This is a genomic window from Streptomyces sp. NPDC005151, from assembly GCF_053599875.1.
On record NZ_JBSFYR010000057.1, the window covers coordinates 26,845 to 49,450 of the forward strand.

Here is a 22,606-nt window from a genome sequence, read left to right on the forward strand (position 1 = left end):
TGTCCCCGAGTCACCCGCCCACCTGCCGCGTAAGCCACAGAAGAGAGACCCACCCATGTCCTGGCTGTCCAGATTCAGCCTCACGCAAAGGGCCCTGATCGGGCTGATCTCGATCGTCGCGCTCGTCTTCGGAGCGATCGCGATCCCGCAGCTCAAGCAGCAGTTGCTGCCCACCATCGAACTCCCGATGGTCTCGGTGCTCGCCCCCTACCAGGGTGCGTCCCCCGATGTGGTCGAGAAGCAGGTCGTCGAACCGCTCGAGAACACCATCAAGTCCGTCGACGGCGTCACCGGCGTCACCTCGACCGCCAGTGAGGGCAACGCCGTCATCATGGCGACCTTCGACTTCGGCGACGAAGGCACCAAGCAGCTGGTCGCCGACATCCAGCAGGCGGTCAACCGCGCCCGTGTCCAGCTGCCCGACGACGTCGACCCGCAGGTCATCGCCGGTTCGACGGACGACATCCCGACCGTCGTCCTCGCCGTCACCTCCGACAAGGACCAGCAGGCGCTCGCCGACCAGCTGGACCGCACCGTCGTCCCCGCTCTGGAGGACATCGACGGTGTCGGCCAGGTCACCGTCAACGGTGTCCAGGACCTCCAGGTCTCCATCACCCCCGACGACAGGAAGCTCGCGGCCGCCGGCCTGAACGCCGGATCCCTCGCCCAGGCCCTCCAGACGGGCGGCGCCACGGTCCCGGCCGGATCGTTCTCGGAGCAGGGCAAGAGCCGCACCGTCCAGGTCGGCGGAGCCTTCACCTCCCTGAAGCAGATCGAGGACCTGCGGGTCGTCGGTCAGGACCCGCGCACCGGCAAGCTCGGCGAGCCGGCCCGCATCGGTGAGATCGCCACGGTCAAGCAGGAGCCGTCCACCGCGGTCTCCATCACCCGTACCAACGGCAAGCCGAGCCTCGCCGTGATGGCCACGATGGACAAGGACGGCAGCGCCGTCGCCATCTCGGACGCCGTCAAGGACAAGCTCCCGGACCTCCGCAAGGACCTCGGCGCCGGCGCCGAACTGACCGTCGTCTCCGACCAGGGCCCCGCCGTCTCCAAGGCGATCTCCGGGCTGACCACCGAGGGCGCGCTCGGTCTGCTCTTCGCGGTCATCGTGATCCTGGTCTTCCTCGCGTCGCTCCGCTCGACGCTGGTCACCGCGGTCTCCATCCCGCTCTCCGTGGTTCTCGCACTGATCGTGCTCTGGACCCGCGACCTGTCGCTCAACATGCTTACGCTCGGCGCGCTGACCATCGCGATCGGCCGCGTCGTCGACGACTCGATCGTGGTCCTGGAGAACATCAAGCGTCACCTCGGCTACGGCGAGGAGCGGCAGTCCGCGATCATCACCGCGGTCAAGGAAGTGGCCGGCGCGGTCACGTCCTCGACCCTCACCACGGTCGCGGTCTTCCTCCCGATCGGTCTGGTCGGCGGCATGGTCGGCGAGCTGTTCGGCTCGTTCTCCCTGACCGTCACCGCGGCCCTGCTCGCCTCCCTGCTGGTCTCGCTGACCGTGGTCCCCGTCCTGTCGTTCTGGTTCCTGCGCGCTCCCAAGGGCAGCACGGAGAACCCGGACGAGGCCCGTCGCAAGGCCGAGGAGAAGGAAGCCCGCAGCAGGCTCCAGCGGCTGTACGTCCCGGTGCTGCGCTTCGCGACCCGGCGCCGCATCACCAGCATCGTCATCGCCGTTGCCGTGCTCTTCGGCACCTTCGGCATGGCGCCGCTGCTCAAGACCAACTTCTTCGACCAGGGCGAGCAGGAAGTCCTCTCCATCAAGCAGGAGCTGGCCCCGGGCACCAGCCTGGCGGCCGCCGACGAGGCGGCCAAGAAGGTCGAGAAGCTCCTCGACGAGGACAAGGGCGTCAAGGACTACCAGGTCACCGTCGGCTCGTCCGGCTTCATGGCGGCCTTCGGCGGCGGTACGGGCGCCAACCAGGCCTCCTACCAGGTCACCCTGAAGGACTCGGCCGACTTCGACGCCACCCAGAAGCGTATCGACGAGGGCCTCGGCAAGCTCGACGGCATCGGTGACACCACCATCGCCGCGGGCGACGGTTTCGGCAGCCAGGACCTCAGCGTCGTGGTCAAGGCCGCCGACGCGGACGTCCTGAAGAAGGCCTCCGAAGAGGTCCGGGCCGAGGTGGCGAAGCTCAAGGACGTCACCGACGTCCAGAGCGACCTGGCGCAGAGCATCCCGCGGATCTCGGTCAAGGCCAACGCCAAGGCCGCGGACGCCGGCTTCAACCAGACCACGCTCGGCGCGGCCGTCGCCGGAGCGGTGCGCGGCACCCCGTCCGGCAAGGCGATCATGGACGACACCGAGCGTGACATGGTCATCAAGTCCGCCCACCCGGCCACCACCATGGCCGAGCTGAAGAACCTCCCGCTCGGCCCGGTCAAGCTCGGTCGGATCGCCGACGTCGAGCTGGTCCCCGGACCGGTCTCGATGACCCGGATCGACGGCCAGCGCGCCGCGACCATCACGGCCAAGCCGACCGGTGACAACACCGGTGCGGTCAGCGCCTCGCTCCAGACGAAGATCAACGCTCTGAAGCTCCCGGACGGCGCCACCGCCACCATCGGCGGGGTCTCCCAGGACCAGAACGACGCGTTCATGAAGCTCGGCCTGGCCATGCTCGCGGCCATCGCGATTGTCTTCATGCTGCTGGTCGCGACCTTCCGGTCCCTGGTCCAGCCGCTGATCCTGCTGGTCTCCATCCCGTTCGCGGCGACCGGCGCCATCGGCCTCCTCGTTGTCACCGGCACCCCGATGGGCGTCCCGGCGATGATCGGCATGCTGATGCTGATCGGCATCGTGGTGACCAACGCGATCGTGCTGATCGACCTGATCAACCAGTACCGGACGCAGGGCATGGGCGTCGTCGAAGCAGTCATCGAGGGCGGCCGCCACCGCCTCCGCCCGATCCTGATGACGGCACTCGCGACGATCTTCGCCCTGCTCCCGATGGCGCTCGGCGTCACCGGCGAGGGCGGCTTCATCTCGCAGCCCCTCGCGGTCGTGGTGATCGGCGGCCTGATCACGTCGACGCTGCTGACGCTGCTGCTGGTGCCGACGCTCTACGCGATGGTTGAGCTCCGCAAGGAGCGCCGCGCGAAGAAGAAGGCCATCAAGCGCGCGAAGAAGGCGGGCCTGTCCGCCCCGGCGGAGGAGACCATCTCCGAGGAGCCGGAGCCCGCGAAGGCGTAACGCAGCACATGCGAAGGCCCCGGCACCGTCCAACGGTACCGGGGCCTTCGTGCGTCGCCGGCCGATCCGGGCAGGGGACGACGCCCGCCGCAGGCGCAAACCCCTACGGGAGCGCCAGCATCCGCTTCAGCGCCAGCTTCGCGTACTTCTCCGTCTCGGGGTCGACCTCGATCCGGTTGACCAGGTTCCCCTCGGCCAGCGACTCCAGCGTCCACACCAGGTGCGGCAGGTCGATCCGGTTCATCGTCGAGCAGAAGCAGACCGTCTTGTCGAGGAAGACGATCTCCTTGTCCTCCGCGGCGAACCGGTTGGCCAGGCGGCGCACCAGGTTCAGCTCGGTGCCGATCGCCCACTTCGAGCCGGCCGGGGCCGCCTCCAGGGCCTTGATGATGTACTCCGTCGAGCCGACGTAGTCCGCCGCAGCCACGACCTCGTGCTTGCACTCGGGGTGCACCAGCACGTTGACGCCCGGGATGCGCTCACGCACATCGTTGACGGAGTCCACCGAGAAGCGCCCGTGCACCGAGCAGTGCCCGCGCCACAGGATCATCTTCGCGTTCCGCAGCTCCTCGGCGGTGAGGCCGCCGTTCGGCTTGTGCGGGTTGTAGAGGACGCAGTCCTCCAGCGTCATCCCCATGTCGCGGACCGCGGTGTTCCGGCCCAGGTGCTGGTCGGGGAGGAAGAGGATCTTCTCGCCCTGCTCGAAGGCCCACTCCAGGGCGCGCTTCGCATTGGACGAGGTGCAGATCGTGCCGCCGTGCCTGCCGGTGAAGGCCTTGATGTCGGCGGAGGAGTTCATGTACGAGACGGGTACGACCTGCTCGGCGACCCCGGCCTCGGTCAGTACGTCCCAGCACTCGGCGACCTGCTCGGCGGTGGCCATGTCGGCCATCGAGCAGCCCGCGGCCAGGTCCGGCAGCACGACCTTCTGGTCGTCGGTGGTCAGGATGTCCGCGGACTCCGCCATGAAGTGCACGCCGCAGAAGACGATGTACTCGGCTTCCGGCCGGGCGGCCGCGTCACGGGCGAGCTTGAACGAGTCGCCGGTGACGTCCGCGAACTGGATGACCTCGTCGCGCTGGTAGTGGTGGCCGAGAACGAAGACCTTGTCCCCGAGCTTCTCCTTGGCCGCGCGGGCGCGCTCCACCAGGTCCGGGTCGGACGGGGAGGGCAGATCGCCGGGACACTCGACGCCGCGCTCGCTCTTCGGGTCGGCCTCGCGGCCGAGCAGCAGCAGGGCGAGGGGCGTCGGCTGGACATCGAGGTCCTGGACGGGGTGGGCCGTGGTCACGTCACGCACCCTTTCTTCTCTGCAGATAAGCCTTTTCGTCTAATTGACGTTATCTATCATATCCGGTTCACGTCACTTTGACGACGCCGATAGCGTCTATGTGACGAATTCCCTCCGGAGGTGGTCGGGGGCCGTTCCGGGGTCGCGAGAAGCCGCCTTGCCCCGCCCGGCACCTCTTCCCGGAGCGGTGTGCGAGCATGAAAGGAACAGGCAAGCGCTCGGCCCGGAATGAATCCGCGGTCCCGACGGTTGCAACGTCGGCAAGCAGTCCGCACAACCCGGGAGAGAAGCAGATGTCCGTATCGGACGAGACCACCACCGTGAGCGACGGCATCCTCCTGTCCGACGCCGCCGCAGCCAAGGTCAAGGGCCTGCTGGAGCAGGAAGGCCGTGACGACCTGGCGCTGCGCGTCGCCGTCCAGCCCGGCGGCTGCTCGGGCCTGCGCTACCAGCTCTTCTTCGACGAGCGTTCGCTCGACGGCGATGTCGTGAAGGACTTCGACGGCGTCAAGGTCGTCACCGACCGGATGAGCGCTCCGTACCTGGGTGGCGCCTCCATCGACTTCGTCGACACCATCGAGAAGCAGGGCTTCACGATCGACAACCCGAACGCCACGGGCTCCTGCGCCTGCGGTGACTCCTTCAGCTAAGTCGCGAAGGCGGTATCGGGCAGCTGTGCCTGACGAAGGCGGCGGCCCCCGGATTCCGGGGGCCGCCGCCTTCAGTCGTGCCAGGCACCGATCAGCCGACTGTCACCGACGTCATGACCGAGTACACCTAGTGCCGTGACCGGCAGTGTTTGCCCCATGAGGAGCGTCGTCCAACGCGGCGAGCGGGCGTGCTGGGCGGCGCGACGGGGGGAAGCTTGCCGGGAGGGGCACTAGCCGCGCGGCACCGTGCCGCCCGCCGCGTCGAGCACCTTCCGGTCGCCCAGCGGGGCATCCAGCGTCACCGTCCGCGTCAGCTCCTTGGCGATCATGATGCAGACCTTCTTCGGGTCCGGGGTCGACTCGGTGATCGTCACCCGTACCGCGTCCGCGCTCTCGGTCGCGCTCGCCGCGTACGTACTGCACACCCCGCCCCAGAACGTCACCTTCAGCGTCCGGCCGTCCGCGGTGTACGAGGTCAGCTGGTGCGTGGACCGGGACGCGTCCCCCGTGCCCGAATCCGGCCCCGCGTCCTTCGAAGGCTTCGCCAGCGAGTCCGGGTCCACCGCGACCTGCGTCACCGTGTTGCCTGTCCCGCCCGCCGCCGGCCGCACCGAGAAGAGCCACGACGGTACGAGCGTCTGCTCGCCGTCCACGTACTGCATCACAAGGCCGAAGACCGCCTTGTCGACCGTGACGGTCGTCGTCTCCCGCTCCGCTCCGGTCCGTGTCCCGCAGCTGACAGCCGGCGACTTCGGTTCGCCCTCCTCCAGCGGTACGGGGGTGGCGCACCCGCCGACGTCGCTCCGCGAAGCGTCCGCGCGGCCGGCCTTGTTCAGCTGCTTCAGCGCATCGTCCGCGCTGATCACCGGATACTCCGCGCCTTTCTCCAGGCTCTTCAACTGACCGCTGCCGCCGACCACTTGACCGTCGGACCCCACCTGGATCCCGGTCGCCCAGCCGTACGTGGGCAGCCCGCCCACCACCGGGTTCGCGTTTACCACCCTTACCGAGCCCATGAGTTGGGACGCGTCAAGGGCGGCATCGTCCTGGCCCGCTGCCTTCAGCACGGGCACGGCGGCGGCCTTGGCGGCGTTCTCGCTCACCGGCGATCCCGTGCCGCCCGGCGCCACGTCCTTGCTCGCACACACCGTGGTGCTCCGGCAGTTGTCCGTTCCGCCGGAGCCGAAGCGGGCGAAGGACCAGGTGCCCGGCGCCTGCTTGTTCACCCGCAGGACCGGACCCGAGCCGTCCCCGTCGGACCCCACCTTCCAGGCCGTGCCCTCGGCCCGCGGAGTGCCCTCCAGGCCCAGAACCTTCGCCAGTCGGGTCACCTCCGCCGCGGAGACGGTGCCCTTCGCGCGGTGGACGGCGGCCTTGGCCGGGCCGTCGGGCAGCTTGCCGGACGCGCGGTAGACCACGCCGTCACCGCTGGGGTCGGGCTCGCCCGGGGCAATACCCTCCGAGGGTGCCGTCGGGCTCGACGCACCCTCGTCGAGCGCGAGCAGGGGAGGCGTGCGGTTGCTGCTGTCCGCCCGGCTGCCGCTGCCGCTGCCGCCGTCCGCGGCAGCCCAGTACGCGCTGCCGCCCCCGGCGAGCAGTACCGCTGCCGCCACCGAGGCCACGGCCAGCGGCGACCGCCGCCGCCGCCGGGGGGCAGTCACGTCGTTGTCGGGTCGCTCGGTGCTCACCGGATCGCTCCTTCGACTGCGTTGCCGTCACCATGACCGTCGCACGGTCATCGCCTGTCCCGCGAGTGCGGACAACGGTGGGACGGAGCAGGGTGGCGCCCGGTTCCCCGAGGCCGGAAGCGAGCGGTTGCGGCCGTCAGTCGCCGTACTCGGACATCGCGTCGATCAGCCGTGCGGACGCGTCCGGAACGGTGACGCCATGAATCAGGGACGGCGCGACAGGGGTGGGGGCGGCCTTGGCGGGTACGACCCAGTGCGGAGCCATCCGTGCGCAGTCACCGCGCAGCTCGGCCAGGCTGATCTCGGACTCACGCGGGGCGGTGTTGTTCGGCATATCCGCACCGTAGGCACCGCAGGCCTCAGGATAAAAGACCTACTATCGGGTAGTTTTTCCCCTTCAGAGTGAGTGCGGCGAACGGGTAGCGTGAACTGTCACGCCGTCCCGGGAGCGCAGTCACCCGTTCCCCCCGACCTCCGCAGGAGCAGTCTCCCCGTGCGCATCGCAGTCACCGGCTCCATCGCCACCGATCACCTCATGACCTTCCCCGGCCGTTTCGCCGACCAGCTGGTCGCCGATCAGCTGCACACGGTCTCGCTCTCCTTCCTGGTCGACAACCTCGATGTGCGCCGGGGCGGTGTCGCCGCCAACATCTGCTTCGGCATGGGCCTGCTCGGTACCGGCCCGATCCTGGTCGGCGCCGCGGGCTCCGACTTCGACGAGTACCGTGCCTGGCTCGACCGGCACGGCGTCGACACCGGCTCGGTGCGGATCTCCGAGGTCCTGCACACCGCCCGTTTCGTCTGTACGACGGACGCCGACCACAACCAGATCGGCTCCTTCTACACGGGCGCGATGAGCGAGGCCCGGCTGATCGAGCTGAAGGCCGTCGCCGACCGTGTCGGCGGTCTCGACCTCGTCTCGATCGGCGCCGACGACCCGGAGGCGATGCTCCGCCACACCGAGGAGTGCCGCTCCCGGGGCATCGCGTTCGCCGCCGACTTCTCGCAGCAGATCGCACGGATGGACGGCGACGAGATCCGGATCCTCCTCGACGGCGCCACGTACCTCTTCTCCAACGAGTACGAGAAGGGGCTCATCGAGTCCAAGACCGGCTGGACCGACGAGGAGATCCTCGGCAAGGTCGGCCACCGCGTCACCACGCTCGGGGCCCGCGGCGTCCGGATCGAGCAGGCCGGTCAGGAGACCATCGAGGTCGGCTGCCCGGAGGAGGAGACGAAGGCGGACCCGACCGGCGTCGGTGACGCCTTCCGCGCCGGTTTCCTCTCAGGCCTCGCCTGGGGCGTCAGCCTGGAGCGTGCCGCGCAGGTCGGCTGCATGCTCGCCACGCTGGTCATCGAGACGGTCGGCACCCAGGAGTACACCCTGCGCCGCACCCACTTCATGGACCGCTTCACCAAGGCGTACGGTCACGACGCCGCCGCCGAGGTCCGCACCCACCTGCGCTGATCCGGGAACGCTGGTGCCCCTCCCGGCAAGCTCTGCCCCGTCGCGCTGCCCAGCACGCCCGCTCGCCGCGTTGGCCACAAGCCCTGGTGGCTCCTTCCCCAAGCTCTCAACTTCGTTCGAGCAGGGGAGACCCCACTGGGGGACTTCCGGCCGCCTTGCGATCGCACGCACCGGACGACGCTCCTCATGGGGCAAACATTGCCGGTCACGGCACTAGGACAGCCGGCGGACCACATAGGCCGAGCCCCGGTCCGCCGGCTCCTCACCCACGTACTCCTGCTCCCGCATCTCGCACCACGCAGGGATGTCCAGCCGCGCAGCCTCGTCGTCGGAGAGTACGGTCACCGTCCCGCCCACCGGTACCTCTCCGATCACCTTTGCGAGTTCGATCACCGGGATCGGGCACCGCTTCCCCAGCGCGTCGACCACCAGGGACGCGGCCGTCGCGGGGGAGGGGGCGGGCGGGACGGGCGCGCCCAGCCTCTCCCGTACCCCGGTCACCACCCCTGGCAGCACCCGGAGGAAGCGGTCGACGTCCTCCTCCGTGGTGCCGGCCGGCAGGGACACCCGGACGTTGCCCTCCGACAGCACTCCCATCGCCTTCAGTACATGGCTCGGTGTGAGCGTGCTGCTCGTGCAGGACGAACCGGACGACACGGAAAATCCCTCACGGTCCAGTTCGTGGAGGAGTGTCTCCCCGTCGACATAGAGACAGGAGAAGGTCACCAGATGCGGCAGCCGCCGCACCGGATCGCCGACCACCTCCACATCGGGCACGACCGAGCCCACCGTGGCCCGAATCCGGTCCACCAGCGCCCGCAGCCGTACGGACTCCGCCGCCGCCTCGGTCCGGACGGCCCGCAACGACGCCGCCGCCGCCACGACGGCCGGGATGTTCTCGAACCCGGCGGCCCGCCCCGACTCCCGTTCGTCCGCCGCGCCTTGGGGTGCGAACCGGACACCCTTGCGTACGGCGAGCAGCCCCACCCCCGAGGGCCCGCCCCACTTGTGGGCACTGGCCGCCAGCAGCGACCAGCCGCCCGGCACCGGACCCCAACCCAGCGACTGCGCGGCGTCCACCAGCAGCGGTACGCCCGCCGCCCGGCAGGCCTCCGCGACCTCGGCCACCGGCTGCTCCGTACCGACCTCGTGATTGGCGGACTGCAGGCAGGCCAGCGCGGTGTCCTCGCGCAGGGCCTCCCCGTACGCCGCCGCGCTCACCGCCCCCGCCCGGTCCACCGGCACCTCGGCGAACGTCCCGCCCTGAGCCTCATGGGCGGCGGCCGAATGGAGCACCGACGAGTGTTCGACCGCCGAGACCACCAGATGGCGGCCGACACGCCGACGCCCGGCGAGGGCTCCGGAAATTCCTGAGTGCACCGCCCGGGTTCCCGACGAGGTGAAGGTCAGCTCGTCCGGGCGGCACCCCACCGCCTCCGCGGCGGCCTCCCGGGCCGCGTCCAGCAGCAGCCGGGCCCGCCGCCCCTCCCGGTAGAGGCGGGCCGGGTCGGCCCAGCCCTCGTCCAGTGCGGCTAGCAGCGCCTGGCGGGCCACGGGGTGCAGGGGTGCGGAGGATGCGGCATCGAAGTAGGGCACATGTCCACGCTAGCTGGCGCCCGCCGCCGCCTCGGGACGGGCCGCTCACGCAGCCAGGAGAGGGCCCGTCAGATGGCGGCCGGAGGCCCGGATTCCACCCCTTCGGGGAGTCGGGCGGCGCGTTGGGCACCCTCCCCGCGCGGCCTCAAATAGCGTCCAGTAGGGTTTGGTCCGCATAAACATCCAAACCCCTGCCCGCGTCAGGGCGGCGACCGACCAGAGAGACGGCCGCGCCGAACGCGCGGGCGAGACTCTCGGGAAGGCGCTACGTGAGTCCCAACGGCTCCGACCGCTCGTCGCGGCGCCCGATGCGGCGGAAGCTGCCGCAGGTGCTGACTGCGGCCCTGATCCTGGCGACCGCCACCGGTTGCACATACAAGGACTTTCCTCGCCTTGGTATGCCCACGCCGGTAACGGAAGAGGCACCACGGATCCTTTCCCTCTGGCAGGGCTCGTGGGCGGCAGCGCTCGCCACGGGTGTGCTGGTCTGGGGCCTGATCCTGTGGAGTGTCATCTTCCACCGGCGCAGCCGCACCAAGGTGGAGGTACCTCCGCAGACCCGGTACAACATGCCCATCGAGGCGCTGTACACCGTGGTCCCTCTGATCATCGTCTCGGTGTTGTTCTACTTCACCGCGCGCGATGAATCGAAGCTCCTCTCGCTCTCCCCGAAGCCCGCCCACACCGTCAACGTGGTCGGCTTCCAGTGGAGCTGGGGCTTCAACTACATCGAGAACGTGGACGGCTCGACCGTCACGGGCAAAAAGATCCCCAAGGAGCTCGACGCCATCCCCGACCGGCTCCGGACGGACTTCCCCGAGGGTGCGGAAGGCGTCTACGACGTCGGCATCCCGGGCACCCGGAACCCGCAGAACGGCAACCCGGGTCCGACCCTGTGGCTGCCGAAGGGCGAGAAGGTCCGCTTCGTTCTGACTTCGCGTGACGTCATCCACTCCTTCTGGGTGGTGCCGTTCCTCATGAAGCAGGACGTCATTCCGGGCCACACCAACTCCTTCGAGGTGACTCCCAAGCTGGAGGGCACCTTCATGGGCAAGTGCGCCGAGCTCTGCGGCGTCGACCACTCCCGGATGCTCTTCAACGTCAAGGTCGTCTCCCCGGAGCGCTACCAGGCGCACCTCAAGGAGCTGGCCAAGAAGGGTCAGACGGGCTACGTGCCGGCCGGTATCGAGCAGACGGACCCGGCCAGGAATGCGGAGACGAACAAACTGTGAGCATCCTCAACGAACCTCAGGGTGCCGCGGCAGCAGACGACTCGTACGAGGACGAGCTGCCGGTCCGGCTGAAGCAGCCGGGAAACGTCGTCGTCAAGTGGTTGACCACCACTGACCACAAGACGATCGGCACGATGTACCTGGTCACGTCGTTCGCGTTCTTCTGCATCGGCGGTCTGCTGGCGCTCTTCATGCGCGCCGAGCTGGCCCGTCCCGGCACGCAGATCATGTCGAACGAGCAGTTCAACCAGGCGTTCACGATGCACGGCACGATCATGCTGCTGATGTTCGCGACGCCGCTGTTCGCCGGGTTCGCGAACTGGATCATGCCGTTGCAGATCGGCGCGCCCGACGTGGCGTTCCCGCGGCTGAACATGTTCGCGTACTGGCTGTACCTCTTCGGCTCGATCATCGCGGTGGCCGGCTTCCTCACCCCGCAGGGTGCGGCGGACTTCGGCTGGTTCGCCTACTCCCCGCTCTCGGACGCCGTCCGTTCGCCGGGTGTCGGCGCCGACATGTGGATCATGGGTCTGGCCTTCTCCGGCTTCGGCACGATCCTCGGTTCGGTCAACTTCATCACCACGATCATCTGCATGCGCGCACCCGGCATGACGATGTTCCGGATGCCGATCTTCGTGTGGAACGTCCTGCTGACCGGTGTGCTGGTCCTGCTGGCCTTCCCGGTGCTCGCCGCCGCGCTCTTCGCGCTGGAGGCGGACCGCAAGTTCGGTGCACATGTGTTCGACGCGGCCAATGGCGGCGCGCTGCTCTGGCAACACCTCTTCTGGTTCTTCGGCCATCCAGAGGTGTACATCATCGCCTTGCCGTTCTTCGGAATCATTTCCGAAGTGATCCCGGTGTTCAGCCGGAAGCCGATGTTCGGCTACATCGGCCTGATCAGCGCCACGATCGCCATCGCGGGCCTGTCCGTGACCGTGTGGGCGCACCACATGTACGTCACCGGCGGTGTGCTGTTGCCGTTCTTCTCGTTCATGACGTTCCTCATCGCGGTACCGACCGGTGTGAAGTTCTTCAACTGGATCGGCACGATGTGGAAGGGCTCGCTGTCCTTCGAGACACCGATGCTCTGGGCCGTCGGCTTCCTGATCACCTTCGCCTTCGGTGGTCTGACCGGCGTCATCCTGGCCTCGCCGCCGTTGGACTTCCACGTCTCGGACTCGTACTTCGTCGTCGCGCACTTCCACTACGTCATCTTCGGCACCGTGGTCTTCGCGATGTTCTCCGGATTCCACTTCTGGTGGCCGAAGTTCACCGGCAAGATGCTGGACGAGCGGCTCGGCAAGATCACGTTCTGGACGCTGTTCGTGGGCTTCCACGGCACGTTCCTGGTGCAGCACTGGCTCGGTGCCGAGGGCATGCCGCGTCGTTACGCGGACTACCTCGCCGCCGACGGCTTCACCCTGCTGAACACGATCTCGACGATCTCCTCGTTCCTCCTCGGACTGTCGGTGCTGCCGTTCTTCTACAACGTGTGGAAGACCGCCAAGTACGGCAAGAAGGTCGAGGTCGACGACCCGTGGGGGTACGGCCGTTCGCTGGAATGGGCGACCTCCTGCCCGCCGCCGCGGCACAACTTCCTCACCCTGCCGCGGATCCGCTCCGAATCCCCGGCGTTCGACCTGCACCACCCGGAGATCTCTGCGCTCGAACAGCTGGAGCACCACTCCGAGGGTGACAAGGCCCTCGCTGGTGGCAAGGAGGCCGGCAAGTGAAGATCCAGGGCAAGATGTTCCTCTGGCTGAGCATCTTCATGCTCGCCATGGCAATCACCTATGGCGTGTGGTCGAAGGAGCCGGCCGGTACCACCGCGCTCGTCCTGGGCTTCGGCCTGAGCGTCATGATCGGCTTCTACCTGGCCTTCACGGCGCAGCGCGTCGACGACATGGCTCAGGACAACAAGGAAGCCGATGTCGCGGACGAGGCCGGCGAGGTGGGGTTCTTCTCCCCGCACAGCTGGCAGCCGCTCTCACTGGCCATCGGTGGCTCCCTCGCCTTCCTGGGAGTCATCTTCGGATGGTGGCTGCTCTACTTCTCGGCCCCGGTCATCATGATCGGCCTGTTCGGCTGGGTCTTCGAGTACTACCGCGGTGAGAACCGCACCCAGTGACACCGCTCCACCGGTGACACCGCTCCACCTGACGGGGGCCCGCGCTTCTCCTCCACGAGAAGCGCGGGCCCCCCGTTTGCAGTCATCCGGCGCGCTGAAACTGATGAATCTTCTTAGCGTGGGTTCATGAACCTCACGCCGCGCTTCCGACCCGTAGCGAGCTGCACACTGGTGGTCGTGACCCTGGTTGCAGGGGCGACCGCCTGTGGCGGGCCCGATGGTCATCCGCTGTCCGCGCAGCCGTACGACGCGGCGGACGAGATCTCCTTCAACACCCCGGAGGGCGACAAGAAGGCTGATCCCGACAAGCCCCTCGAAGTCACCCTCACGGGTGACGACGGCCGGATCACGGACGTGACGGCCGTGGACACGGCCGGGCACCATCTCGCGGGTGAACTCGCCGCCGACGGGAGTCGCTGGCACTCCACCGTCCCGCTTGCCGCGGGCACCCGATACACCGTCAAGGTCAGCGTCGAGGACGACGACGGCGCCCCGGGCGCCCGTACGCTCGCTTTCGAGACGGCCCCGGCGAAGAAGTTCCTGAAGGTCGCCTTCGGCCCGCAGGCAGGCACCTACGGCGTCGGACAGCCCATTACGGCGGTACTCAGCGCTCCGGTCAAGGACAAGGCCGCCAGGGCTACCGTGGAACGCTCCCTGAAGGTCCGGTCCACGCCCTCCGTGCTGGGCTCCTGGTACTGGGTCGACGACAAGACCCTGCACTACCGCCCGCAGGAGTACTGGCCCGCCAGGGCCACCATCGAGGCCACCAGCACCATGGCGGGCATCAAGGTCACCAAGGCGCTGTACGGGGCTCCCGCGAAGGCGCTGAAGATCACTACCGGTGACCGCATAGAGGCCGTCACCGACGCCTCCACGCACTCCATGACGGTCAAGCGCAACGGACGAGTGATCAAGACCATTCCGGTGACCACCGGCAGGCCCGGCTTCGACACCCGCAACGGCGTCAAGGTCGTGCTGAGCAAGGAGTACTCCGTACGCATGCGCGGGGAGACGATCGGCATCGCGGAAGGCTCATCCGACTCGTACGACCTGCAGGTCTACTACGCGACCCGCGTCACCTGGAGCGGCGAGTACGTGCACGCGGCCCCCTGGTCCGTCGGCTCACAGGGGCTGGCGAACGTCAGCCACGGCTGCACGGGCATGAGCACCAGCGAGGCCGTGTGGTTCTTCAACACCGTGCGCGAGGGGGACATCGTCAAGGTCGTCGGCAGCCAGGGTACGACGATGACGCCGTTCGACAACGGCTACGGCGACTGGAACCTGTCCTGGGCCAACTGGCAGAAGGGCAGCGCCCTGCAGAACAACGCCACGCCGGACCGCGCGGACACGATCCAGGCGGCGCGCCTGCGCCCCGAGGTCTGACAGGCCAGGGGAGTGCGCTGCCCCTCGGCGGGACATGAAGAGCCGCGGATGCGGCCGCGGCGGCTCCCGGGCCGGTCAGGCGTCTGCGCAGAGCCTGTTGCGCAGCAGAGCGGCCAGGGTGTCCGCGAACTCGACCGGCTCGACCGGAAGGGTCACCGCAGCGTCCGCACGGCTCCAGGTGGCCAGCCAGGCGTCCTGAGGGCGCCCGATCAGCAACAGCACCGGCGGACAGTGGAAGACCTCGTCCTTGATCTGCCGGCAGACGCCCATGCCGCCCGCCGGGGCCGTCTCGCCGTCCAGCACGCACACGTCGATGCCACCGTTCTCCAGAGCGGTCAGGACGGCGGGCAGGGTGGCGCACTCCATGAACTCCAGCGGTGGCACGTCCGCCGCAGGCCTGCGACCGGCGGCCAGCCTCACCTGCTCACGGGTGTTGGCGTCGTCGCTGTAGACCAGGACCGTGGCGGTCGGCTGCATTGTTCCTCCGTGACATCTGTGTCTTCGGGGCTCTCGGGGCATGAACCGATGCGCGGATCGTACTCCGACGGACAGCCTGTCAGCACCGGTAATGACGCCGATTCGATGGGCCGTTCGGGGAGGACACACCCTGCTGACACACCGAATGGCACCCCCCGGAGTGAGGGCGGGATAAGCGACCGACATAATGTCGGTCGTGGCGACAGCAACGACAGTAGAAACCGGGCACGCGCACCCGTCGGTCAATCGACCGAACCTCACCAGCGTCGGAACCATCATCTGGTTGAGTTCCGAGCTGATGTTCTTCGCGGCCCTCTTCGCGATGTACTTCACCCTGCGATCGGTGATGGGACCCGACCACTGGAAGGAAATGGCTTCGCACCTGAACTTCCCGTTCTCGGCGACGAACACCACGATCCTGGTGCTCTCCTCCCTCACCTGCCAGCTCGGCGTCTTCGCCGCGGAGCGGGGCGATGTGAAGAAGCTCCGTGCCTGGTTCGTGATCACTTTCGTGATGGGTGCGATCTTCATCGGCGGCCAGGTCCTGGAGTACACCGAGCTGGTGAAGGAGGCCGGCCTCTCGCTGTCCTCCGACCCGTACGGCTCGGTGTTCTACCTGACCACCGGCTTCCACGGTCTGCATGTGACAGGCGGTCTCATCGCCTTCCTGCTCGTTCTGGGCAGGACATACGCAGCCAAGAGGTTCACCCACGAACAGGCGACCGCTGCCATCGTCGTGTCCTATTACTGGCACTTCGTCGATGTCGTGTGGATCGGCCTCTTCGCCACGATCTACATGATCAAGTAACCGGGCTCGAACCCGAACCACATCCAGCATCGACGCAGAAGATCCTGACACCGGGGTAATCCGTGAAAAAGCTCTCCGCACGACGACGCCATCCGTTGGCGGCGGTCGTCGTACTACTCCTCGCGCTGGCGGCCACTGGGGGGCTGTACGCCGCGTTTGCGCCCGCGAGTAAGGCGCAGGCCGACGACACCGCCCAGTCCCTCGCCATTGATGAGGGCAAGAAGCTGTACTCCGTCGGTTGCGCCAGCTGCCACGGAACCGGCGGTCAGGGCACCACCGACGGGCCGAGCCTGGTCGGCGTGGGCTCCGCCGCCGTCGACTTCCAGGTCGGCACCGGCCGTATGCCGGCGCAGCAGCCGGGTGCCCAGGTACCGAAGAAGAAGGTCATCTACACCCAGGCCGAGATCGACCAGCTCGCGGCGTACGTCGCGTCGCTCGGCGCCGGCCCGATCGTGCCGACCAAGGACCAGGTCAGCCCTGACGGTGCGGACATCGCCAAGGGTGGCGATCTGTTCCGTACCAACTGCGCGCAGTGCCACAACTTCACCGGCGAGGGCGGTGCGCTGTCGAAGGGCAAGTACGCGCCCAGCCTTGAGGGCGTGGACCCGAAGCACATGTACGAGGCCATGCAGACCGGCCCGCAGAGCATGCCGTCGTTCCCCGACACGACGATGCCCTCGCAGCAGAAGCGGGACATCATCGCGTACATCAAGACCGTGAACAGCGACGAGTCCGAGACCCCTGGTGGCCTCAAGCTGGGCGGGCTCGGTCCGGTCAGCGAGGGTCTGTTCGCCTGGATCTTCGGCCTCGGCGCCCTGATCGCAGTTGCCGTTTGGGTCGCGGCCCACACCGCTAAGGCCAAGAAGTCATGAGTAGCCAAGAGATTCCAGAAGAGAACCTGCCTGCTGCGCAGGGCACCGTGCACACCGCGGTAGAGGTCGCGGACGACCCGTTCGCAGACCCGGGGCTGCCGGCCCACAGGCCGCGCATCCAGGACATCGACGAACAGGCCGCGAAGCGGTCGGAGCGCACGGTTGCGCTTCTGTTCATGCTGTCCATGGTGGCGACGGTCGGCTTCATCGCCGCGTACGTCATTTTCCCGGTCGACAGGATCGTGTACATCTGGCCGTTCGGTCACGTGAGCGCGCTCAACTTCTCCCTGGGTCTGACCCTGGGCGTGGCCCTCCTCGCGATCGGAGCGGGCGCCGTCCACTGGGCGCGCACGCTGATGTCCGACGTGGAGGTGGCCGACGACCGCCACGCCATCGCGGCCGAGCCCGAGACCAGGGCGAAGGTTCTCGCCGACTTCGCGGCCGGCGCCGAGGAGTCCGCGCTCGGCCGGCGCAAGCTGATCCGCAACACCATGTTCGGTGCGCTGGCCCTGGTGCCGCTCTCCGGTGTGATGCTGCTGCGCGACCTCGGTCCGCTGCCGGAGAAGAAGCTCCGCAACACCCTGTGGGCCAAGGGCAAGCAGCTCATCAACATGAACACGATGCTGCCGCTGCGTCCCGAGGACGTCACCATCGGTTCGCTGACCTTCGCCATGCCCGAGGGCCTGAGTGAGGACGCGGAGGACTTCCAGAACCAGATGGCCAAGGCCGCGCTGATGATCATCCGTATCGAGCCGAAGAACATCAAGGACAAGCGCGAGCGCGAGTGGGCCCACGAGGGCATCGTGGCCTTCTCGAAGATCTGCACCCACGTCGGCTGCCCGATCAGCCTGTACGAGCAGCAGACGCACCACGTGCTCTGCCCGTGCCACCAGTCCACCTTCGACCTCTCCGACGGCGCCCGCGTCATCTTCGGTCCGGCCGGTCACGCCCTTCCGCAGCTGCAGATCGGTGTGAACCCCGAGGGCAACCTCGAAGCGCTCGGTGACTTCGCAGAGCCCGTCGGTCCTGCCTTCTGGGAGCGCGGATGAGTACTGTGACCACAAACACATCTGGTGCTGCCGCACCGGGCAATCGCAAGGCGCCCGCCGGTGAGCGGGTGGCCGACTGGGCGGACGGCCGGCTCGGGATCTACTCCCTGGCCAAGGCCAACATGCGCAAGATCTTCCCGGACCACTGGTCCTTCATGCTCGGTGAGATCGCCCTCTACAGCTTCATCGTCATCATCCTCACGGGTGTGTATCTGACGCTGTTCTTCCACCCGAGCATGAACGAAGTCGTGTACCACGGCTCGTACGAGCCGATGCAGGGCATCCGGATGTCCGAGGCCTACGCCTCGACGCTGGACATCAGCTTCGACGTCCGCGGTGGTCTGCTGGTTCGCCAGATCCACCACTGGGCCGCGCTGATCTTCCTGGCCGGCATGTTCGTGCACATGATGCGTGTCTTCTTCACGGGTGCGTTCCGCAAGCCGCGTGAGATCAACTGGCTGTTCGGCTTCCTGCTGTTCGTGCTGGGTATGTTCACCGGCTTCACCGGCTACTCGCTCCCGGACGACCTGCTCTCCGGTACGGGTGTCCGCTTCACCCAGGGCGCGATCCTGTCGATGCCGATCGTCGGCACGTACATCTCGATGTTCCTGTTCGGCGGAGAGTTCCCCGGTCACGACTTCGTCGCCCGGTTCTACTCGATCCACATCCTGCTGCTGCCGGGCATCATGCTCGGCCTGCTGGTGGCGCACCTGATCCTGGTCTTCTACCACAAGCACACGCAGTTCGCGGGTCCCGGCCGGACGAACAAGAACGTCGTCGGCATGCCGCTGCTGCCGGTGTACACGGCGAAGGCCGGAGGCTTCTTCTTCCTGGTCTTCGGTGTCATCACCGTCATCGCGGGCATCGCCTCGATCAACCCGATCTGGGCCATCGGCCCGTACCGCTCGGACCAGGTGTCCACCGGCGCCCAGCCCGACTGGTACATGGGCTTCGCCGAGGGTCTGATCCGAGTGATGCCGGGCTGGGAGATCAACCTCTGGGGTCACACGCTCGTCCTGGGCGTGTTCATTCCGCTGATGGTCTTCGGACTGGTGCTCGCGATCATCGCGGTCTACCCGTTCGTCGAGTCCTGGGTCACCGGGGACAAGCGCGAGCACCACATCCTGGACCGCCCGCGCAACGCCCCGACCCGGACGGCCTTCGGCGTCGCCTGGATCACCGTGTACGTCATCGTCTTCATCGGCGGTGGCAACGACCTCTGGGCCACGCACTTCCACCTCTCGCTGAACGCCATCTCGTGGTTCATCCGGATCTTCGTCTTCGTGGGGCCGGTCGTCGCGTTCATCGTGACGAAGCGGATCTGCCTCGGCCTTCAGCGCCGGGACAAGGAGAAGGTGCTGCACGGACGTGAGTCCGGCATCATCAAGCGCCTGCCGCACGGTGAGTTCGTCGAGATCCACGAGCCGCTCGGTCCCGAGCAGCTGCACACGCTCACCGCGCACGAGCAGTACAAGCCGGTCGAGATCGGCCCGACGGTCGACGAGAACGGTGTCGAGCGCAAGGTGCCCGCGATGCAGAAGCTGCGGGCCAAGCTCAGCAAGGGCTACTTCGGCGAGCACAACCAGATCGACAAGCCCACTGTCGAGGAGTACAAGGAGATCACCAGCGGCCACGGCCACCACTGATCACCTGAACTGATCGCCACAGCGAGAGCCTCGTCCATTCGATGGACGGGGCTCTTCGCTGTCCGTGGCGCTCGATAGGGTGGGGTCCATCCCCTTTATCGGCTGTGGACCCCAGGAGCGGACCATGAACGTTGTGACCCCGGTCGGCGGCGACAGCGTGGCGGCTCGTTCCTGGCCGGGCGTGCTGAACCCGCTGCTGCGTGGCGAGGACCTGACCGCCGACGACACCGCGTGGGCGATGGACAGCATCATGAGCGGCGAGGCGACCGACGTGCAGATCGCCGGTTTCGTCGTCGCCCTGCGGGCCAAGGGCGAGACCGTCGACGAGGTCACCGGACTCGTCCGCGCGATGTACGAGCACGCCACCACGATCCACGTGCCGGGCCGCACGGTCGACATCGTCGGCACCGGCGGCGACCTCGCCAAGACGGTCAACATCTCCACGATGTCCGCGATCGTCGTCGCGGGCACGGGCGCCAAGGTCGTCAAGCACGGCAACCGGGCCTCCTCCTCGGCCAGCGGTGCCTCCGACGTCCTGGAGAAGCTCGGCGTCAATCTGGAGCTGACCCCGCAGCGTGTCGTCGAGGTGGCGGAGGAAGCCGGTATCACCTTCTGTTTCGCGGTGAAGTTCCACCCCGCCCTGCGGTACGCGGCGAAGGCCCGCAAGGAGCTCGGCGCGCAGACCACGTTCAACATCCTCGGGCCGCTCACCAACCCGGCGCAGGTGCGCTCCCAGGCTGTCGGTGTCGCCGATCCGAAGATGGCTCCCATCGTCGCGGGCGTGCTCGCGGCGCGCGGTAACTCCGCGCTCGTCTTCCGCGGCGACGACGGTCTGGACGAGCTGACGACCACGGCGACCTCCCGGGTCTGGGTGGTCCGGGACGGAGAGGTGCGCGAGGAGGCGTTCGACCCGCGCGACGTCGGTCTGCAGCTGGTCCCCGTCGAGGAGCTGCGCGGCGCCGACGCGTCGTACAACGCCGATGTGGCCCGCCGGCTGCTGGCCGGCGAGACCGGTCCGGTACGCGAAGCGGTGCTCCTCAACTCGGCGGCGGCGCTGGTGGCGCTGGACCCGGGCGAGGGCACGCTGAACGAGCAGCTCGCCGCCGGAATGGCGCAGGCCGCCGAGTCCATCGACTCGGGTGCGGCCCGTGCGGCGCTGGAGCGCTGGGTGGCGGTCAGCAACACCTGACCGTACGGAATGTGGCACAGGGCGCAGTCCAGATCTTGGACTGCGCCTTGCGCGTCGGCGCCCGTATGGCAGGATGCTGGTCAGGTCATGAGTGACAGCGACTACGGCCCCGGCCCGCTGTCCGGCAACCCTCCGTCCGTGGCGGGGTGCCCCGGGTGAAGACCAGGCCGTAGGCAGCGAGGTCTGCGGCAAGCGCGGACCCCTCGACATCTCTGAATGTCAGATCCCTGGGGTCCTGGTCCTCAAGGAGCCTCTTGTGAGCAAGCGAATGCGATAGGGCCCAAGGCCCTTCTCCGCACACCCTTTTCTTCTTCCTGCGCTGCCGCGTGTCCGCCGGCGCAGTGAATTCGCCTGCCTGTTACGGGAGTTCGCCATGTCTGTCTTCACCGCTGCCGCCGATCAGTCCATTTGTACACCGCTGCCCGTTCTGGGGCGGGATGTGACCGTTCCTCTGGTGACCGGTGGTGAAGTCACGTACGCCGCCCTCGACTACGCGGCCAGCGCCCCGGCCCTGCAGCGCGTGTGGGACGACGTCGCCGCGTACGTCCCGTACTACGGCAGCGTCCACCGTGGCGCCGGCTACCTCTCGCAGCTCTCCACGGACCTCTTCGAGAACAGCCGCAAGACCGTCGCGGAGTTCCTCGGCTGCCGCCCCGAGGGAGACCAGGTGATCTTCACCCGGTCGACGACCGACTCGCTGAACCTGCTCGCCGCGGCGATCCCCGCCGACTGCCAGGTCTTCGTGTACGAGACCGAGCACCACGCCTCGCTGCTGCCCTGGCGCGACGCCCCCGTCACCTACCTCAACGCCCCGCGCACCCCGGCCGAGGCCGTCGAAACGCTGGAACGGGCGCTCGCCGACCGCGACCCTTCCCCAAGCTCTCAGCTCCGTTCGAGCAGGGGAGGCCCCATTGGCCCCGCGCTGGTCTGCGTCACCGGCGCCTCCAACGTCACCGGTGAGCTGTGGCCGGTGAAGGAGCTGGCCACCGCCGCCCACGCGCACGGCGCCCGGATCGTGCTCGACGCCGCGCAGCTCGCCCCGCACCACCCGGTGGACATCGCCGGGCTCGACGTCGACTGGGTCGCCTTCTCCGGACACAAGCTGTACGCGCCGTTCGGCTCCGGTGTCCTCGCGGGCCGCGCCGACTGGCTGCAGGACGCCGAGCCGTATCTCGCCGGTGGCGGCGCCTCGAGGAGGGTCGCCCGGCGCACCGACGGCGGAGTGGACGTCGAGTGGCACTCGACCGCCGCCCGGCACGAGGCCGGTTCGCCCAACGTCATCGGCGTCCACTCCATCGCCTCCGCCTGCAAGGCGCTCACCGAGGCCGGCTTCGACCGGCTCGTCGCCCGTGAGCAGCAGCTCGTCACCCGGGTCCGTGCAGGTCTCGCCGAGGTCCCGCAGGTCAAGGTGCTGTCGCTGTTCGGCGACGACGCCCCGCGGGTCGGCGTCATCTCCTTCGTGGTGGAGGGCTGGAACAGCTCGCACTTCGCCGCGGCGCTCTCCGCCGAATACGGCATCGGGGTACGAGACGGACTGTTCTGCGCCCACCCGCTGGTCCGCACCCTGCTGGGCAGCGACCCGCAGGACCCGGGCGGGTGCGGTGCGCCGGAGGCCGAGCCGGGCGAGCGGTCGCTGAACGCGATCCGGGTCAGTTTCGGCGCCGGTACGCCGGACGAGCACATCGAGCGCTTCGTCCGCGCGGTCAAGGAACTGGTGAGCAAGGGCGCCCGGTGGACGTACCGCACCGAGGACGGCCGCTGTGTCCCGGACCGGGGCGCAGCGCAGGTCTGACGGGCCCGTCGCACTTCGGCCGGGGACGGGCAGCACTGCCCGTCCCCCGGCGGAGGGGGGGGGGGGAACACGCGGCGGGAGCCATTGGGGAGGGCGCCGGCAGGGGGGGGTGGGGGGAGGTGGGGGTGGCGG

General features: G+C 68.2%; 18 protein-coding genes and 1 riboswitch. Of the genes, 13 read left to right on the forward strand and 5 right to left on the reverse strand.

What is annotated here, in order from left to right; translation table 11 throughout:
• Positions 1-55 precede the first annotated feature (55 nt).
• Positions 56-3,205, forward strand: a complete 3,150-nt coding sequence (locus tag ACWD6R_RS26390; RefSeq protein WP_451820973.1) for an efflux RND transporter permease subunit — start codon at positions 56-58, stop codon at positions 3,203-3,205.
• A gap of 103 nt (positions 3,206-3,308) precedes the next feature.
• Here the strand turns inward: ACWD6R_RS26390 and nadA are convergent, their stop codons facing one another.
• Positions 3,309-4,505 carry a quinolinate synthase NadA gene (gene nadA, locus ACWD6R_RS26395; protein WP_451820974.1) on the reverse strand — a complete coding sequence of 399 codons (1,197 nt, stop codon included), beginning with the start codon at positions 4,503-4,505 and terminating at the stop codon, positions 3,309-3,311.
• Between the two features lie 284 nt (positions 4,506-4,789).
• On the opposite strand from nadA, the gene ACWD6R_RS26400 reads away from it, so the two are divergent.
• Positions 4,790-5,146 carry a HesB/IscA family protein gene (locus tag ACWD6R_RS26400; protein ID WP_030933606.1) on the forward strand — a complete coding sequence of 119 codons (357 nt, stop codon included), beginning with the start codon at positions 4,790-4,792 and terminating at the stop codon, positions 5,144-5,146.
• Between the two features lie 230 nt (positions 5,147-5,376).
• Here ACWD6R_RS26400 and ACWD6R_RS26405 read toward each other — a convergent pair whose 3' ends face one another.
• Entirely contained in the window at positions 5,377-6,834 is a 1,458-nt protein-coding gene (locus tag ACWD6R_RS26405) for a hypothetical protein (RefSeq protein WP_451820975.1), read from the reverse strand.
• Positions 6,835-6,970: 136 nt separating this feature from the next.
• Complete coding sequence (locus ACWD6R_RS26410) at positions 6,971-7,168, reverse strand: hypothetical protein (protein WP_451820976.1); 198 nt, start codon at positions 7,166-7,168, stop codon at positions 6,971-6,973.
• A 159-nt stretch (positions 7,169-7,327) separates the two neighbouring features.
• On the opposite strand from ACWD6R_RS26410, the gene ACWD6R_RS26415 reads away from it, so the two are divergent.
• Complete coding sequence (locus ACWD6R_RS26415) at positions 7,328-8,302, forward strand: carbohydrate kinase family protein (RefSeq protein ID WP_451820977.1); 975 nt, start codon at positions 7,328-7,330, stop codon at positions 8,300-8,302.
• A gap of 213 nt (positions 8,303-8,515) precedes the next feature.
• Here ACWD6R_RS26415 and ACWD6R_RS26420 read toward each other — a convergent pair whose 3' ends face one another.
• Positions 8,516-9,898 (reverse strand): aminotransferase class V-fold PLP-dependent enzyme, encoded by a 1,383-nt coding sequence (locus tag ACWD6R_RS26420; RefSeq protein WP_451820978.1) that lies wholly within the window; start codon positions 9,896-9,898, stop codon positions 8,516-8,518.
• Between the two features lie 269 nt (positions 9,899-10,167).
• Here ACWD6R_RS26420 and ctaC point away from each other — a divergent pair, with 269 nt between their 5' ends.
• The 4 genes from ctaC (at position 10,168) to ACWD6R_RS26440 (ending at position 14,641) form a co-directional block, all read left to right on the forward strand.
• On the forward strand, positions 10,168-11,130 hold the full coding sequence (gene ctaC / locus ACWD6R_RS26425; protein ID WP_451820979.1) for an aa3-type cytochrome oxidase subunit II: 963 nt from the start codon (positions 10,168-10,170) through the stop codon (positions 11,128-11,130).
• Positions 11,127-12,863 carry an aa3-type cytochrome oxidase subunit I gene (gene ctaD, locus ACWD6R_RS26430; RefSeq protein ID WP_451820980.1) on the forward strand — a complete coding sequence of 579 codons (1,737 nt, stop codon included), beginning with the start codon at positions 11,127-11,129 and terminating at the stop codon, positions 12,861-12,863. The genes ctaC and ctaD overlap by 4 nt, the downstream gene beginning before the upstream one ends.
• Positions 12,860-13,258, forward strand: coding sequence for a cytochrome c oxidase subunit 4 (locus ACWD6R_RS26435; protein WP_451820981.1), 399 nt, complete (start codon positions 12,860-12,862; stop codon positions 13,256-13,258). The genes ctaD and ACWD6R_RS26435 overlap by 4 nt, the downstream gene beginning before the upstream one ends.
• A gap of 126 nt (positions 13,259-13,384) precedes the next feature.
• Positions 13,385-14,641 carry an Ig-like domain-containing protein gene (locus tag ACWD6R_RS26440; protein WP_451820982.1) on the forward strand — a complete coding sequence of 419 codons (1,257 nt, stop codon included), beginning with the start codon at positions 13,385-13,387 and terminating at the stop codon, positions 14,639-14,641.
• 75 nt (positions 14,642-14,716) lie between these two features.
• On the opposite strand, the gene ACWD6R_RS26445 is transcribed toward ACWD6R_RS26440, so the two are convergent.
• Positions 14,717-15,118, reverse strand: a complete 402-nt coding sequence (locus tag ACWD6R_RS26445) for a hypothetical protein (protein WP_451820983.1) — start codon at positions 15,116-15,118, stop codon at positions 14,717-14,719.
• A gap of 187 nt (positions 15,119-15,305) precedes the next feature.
• On the opposite strand from ACWD6R_RS26445, the gene ctaE reads away from it, so the two are divergent.
• The 6 genes from ctaE (at position 15,306) to ACWD6R_RS26475 (ending at position 22,474) form a co-directional block, all read left to right on the forward strand.
• A complete protein-coding gene (ctaE, locus tag ACWD6R_RS26450) occupies positions 15,306-15,926 on the forward strand; it encodes an aa3-type cytochrome oxidase subunit III (protein WP_451820984.1) in 621 nt (206 codons plus the stop codon).
• Between the two features lie 62 nt (positions 15,927-15,988).
• On the forward strand, positions 15,989-16,798 hold the full coding sequence (qcrC, locus tag ACWD6R_RS26455) for a cytochrome bc1 complex diheme cytochrome c subunit (protein WP_451820985.1): 810 nt from the start codon (positions 15,989-15,991) through the stop codon (positions 16,796-16,798).
• The gene (gene qcrA, locus ACWD6R_RS26460; RefSeq protein WP_451820986.1) at positions 16,795-17,847 is read left to right on the forward strand and encodes a cytochrome bc1 complex Rieske iron-sulfur subunit; all 1,053 of its coding nucleotides are present in this window, start codon (positions 16,795-16,797) and stop codon (positions 17,845-17,847) included. Before qcrC ends, qcrA begins: the two co-directional genes overlap by 4 nt.
• Complete coding sequence (qcrB, locus tag ACWD6R_RS26465) at positions 17,844-19,493, forward strand: cytochrome bc1 complex cytochrome b subunit (protein WP_451820987.1); 1,650 nt, start codon at positions 17,844-17,846, stop codon at positions 19,491-19,493. The genes qcrA and qcrB overlap by 4 nt, the downstream gene beginning before the upstream one ends.
• A gap of 124 nt (positions 19,494-19,617) precedes the next feature.
• The gene (gene trpD, locus ACWD6R_RS26470) at positions 19,618-20,682 is read left to right on the forward strand and encodes an anthranilate phosphoribosyltransferase (RefSeq protein WP_451820988.1); all 1,065 of its coding nucleotides are present in this window, start codon (positions 19,618-19,620) and stop codon (positions 20,680-20,682) included.
• 83 nt (positions 20,683-20,765) lie between these two features.
• Positions 20,766-20,883, forward strand: a riboswitch (SAM riboswitch).
• Between the two features lie 172 nt (positions 20,884-21,055).
• Positions 21,056-22,474, forward strand: a complete 1,419-nt coding sequence (locus tag ACWD6R_RS26475; protein WP_451820989.1) for an aminotransferase class V-fold PLP-dependent enzyme — start codon at positions 21,056-21,058, stop codon at positions 22,472-22,474.
• Positions 22,475-22,606: the final 132 nt, after the last annotated feature.

Bases quoted from the DNA above. Each gene is read 5' to 3' on its own strand.
- ACWD6R_RS26390 (WP_451820973.1), top strand. From the start codon at position 56: ATGTCCTGGCTGTCCAGATTCAGCCTCACGCAAAGGGCCCTGATCGGG.
- ACWD6R_RS26400 (WP_030933606.1), top strand. From the start codon at position 4,790: ATGTCCGTATCGGACGAGACCACCACCGTGAGCGACGGCATCCTCCTG.
- ACWD6R_RS26410 (WP_451820976.1), bottom strand. From the start codon at position 7,168: ATGCCGAACAACACCGCCCCGCGTGAGTCCGAGATCAGCCTGGCCGAG.
- ACWD6R_RS26440 (WP_451820982.1), top strand. From the start codon at position 13,385: ATGAACCTCACGCCGCGCTTCCGACCCGTAGCGAGCTGCACACTGGTG.
- ACWD6R_RS26445 (WP_451820983.1), bottom strand. From the start codon at position 15,118: ATGCAGCCGACCGCCACGGTCCTGGTCTACAGCGACGACGCCAACACC.
- ctaE (WP_451820984.1), top strand. From the start codon at position 15,306: ATGTCGGTCGTGGCGACAGCAACGACAGTAGAAACCGGGCACGCGCAC.
- qcrA (WP_451820986.1), top strand. From the start codon at position 16,795: ATGAGTAGCCAAGAGATTCCAGAAGAGAACCTGCCTGCTGCGCAGGGC.
- qcrB (WP_451820987.1), top strand. From the start codon at position 17,844: ATGAGTACTGTGACCACAAACACATCTGGTGCTGCCGCACCGGGCAAT.
- trpD (WP_451820988.1), top strand. From the start codon at position 19,618: ATGAACGTTGTGACCCCGGTCGGCGGCGACAGCGTGGCGGCTCGTTCC.
- ACWD6R_RS26475 (WP_451820989.1), top strand. From the start codon at position 21,056: ATGTCTGTCTTCACCGCTGCCGCCGATCAGTCCATTTGTACACCGCTG.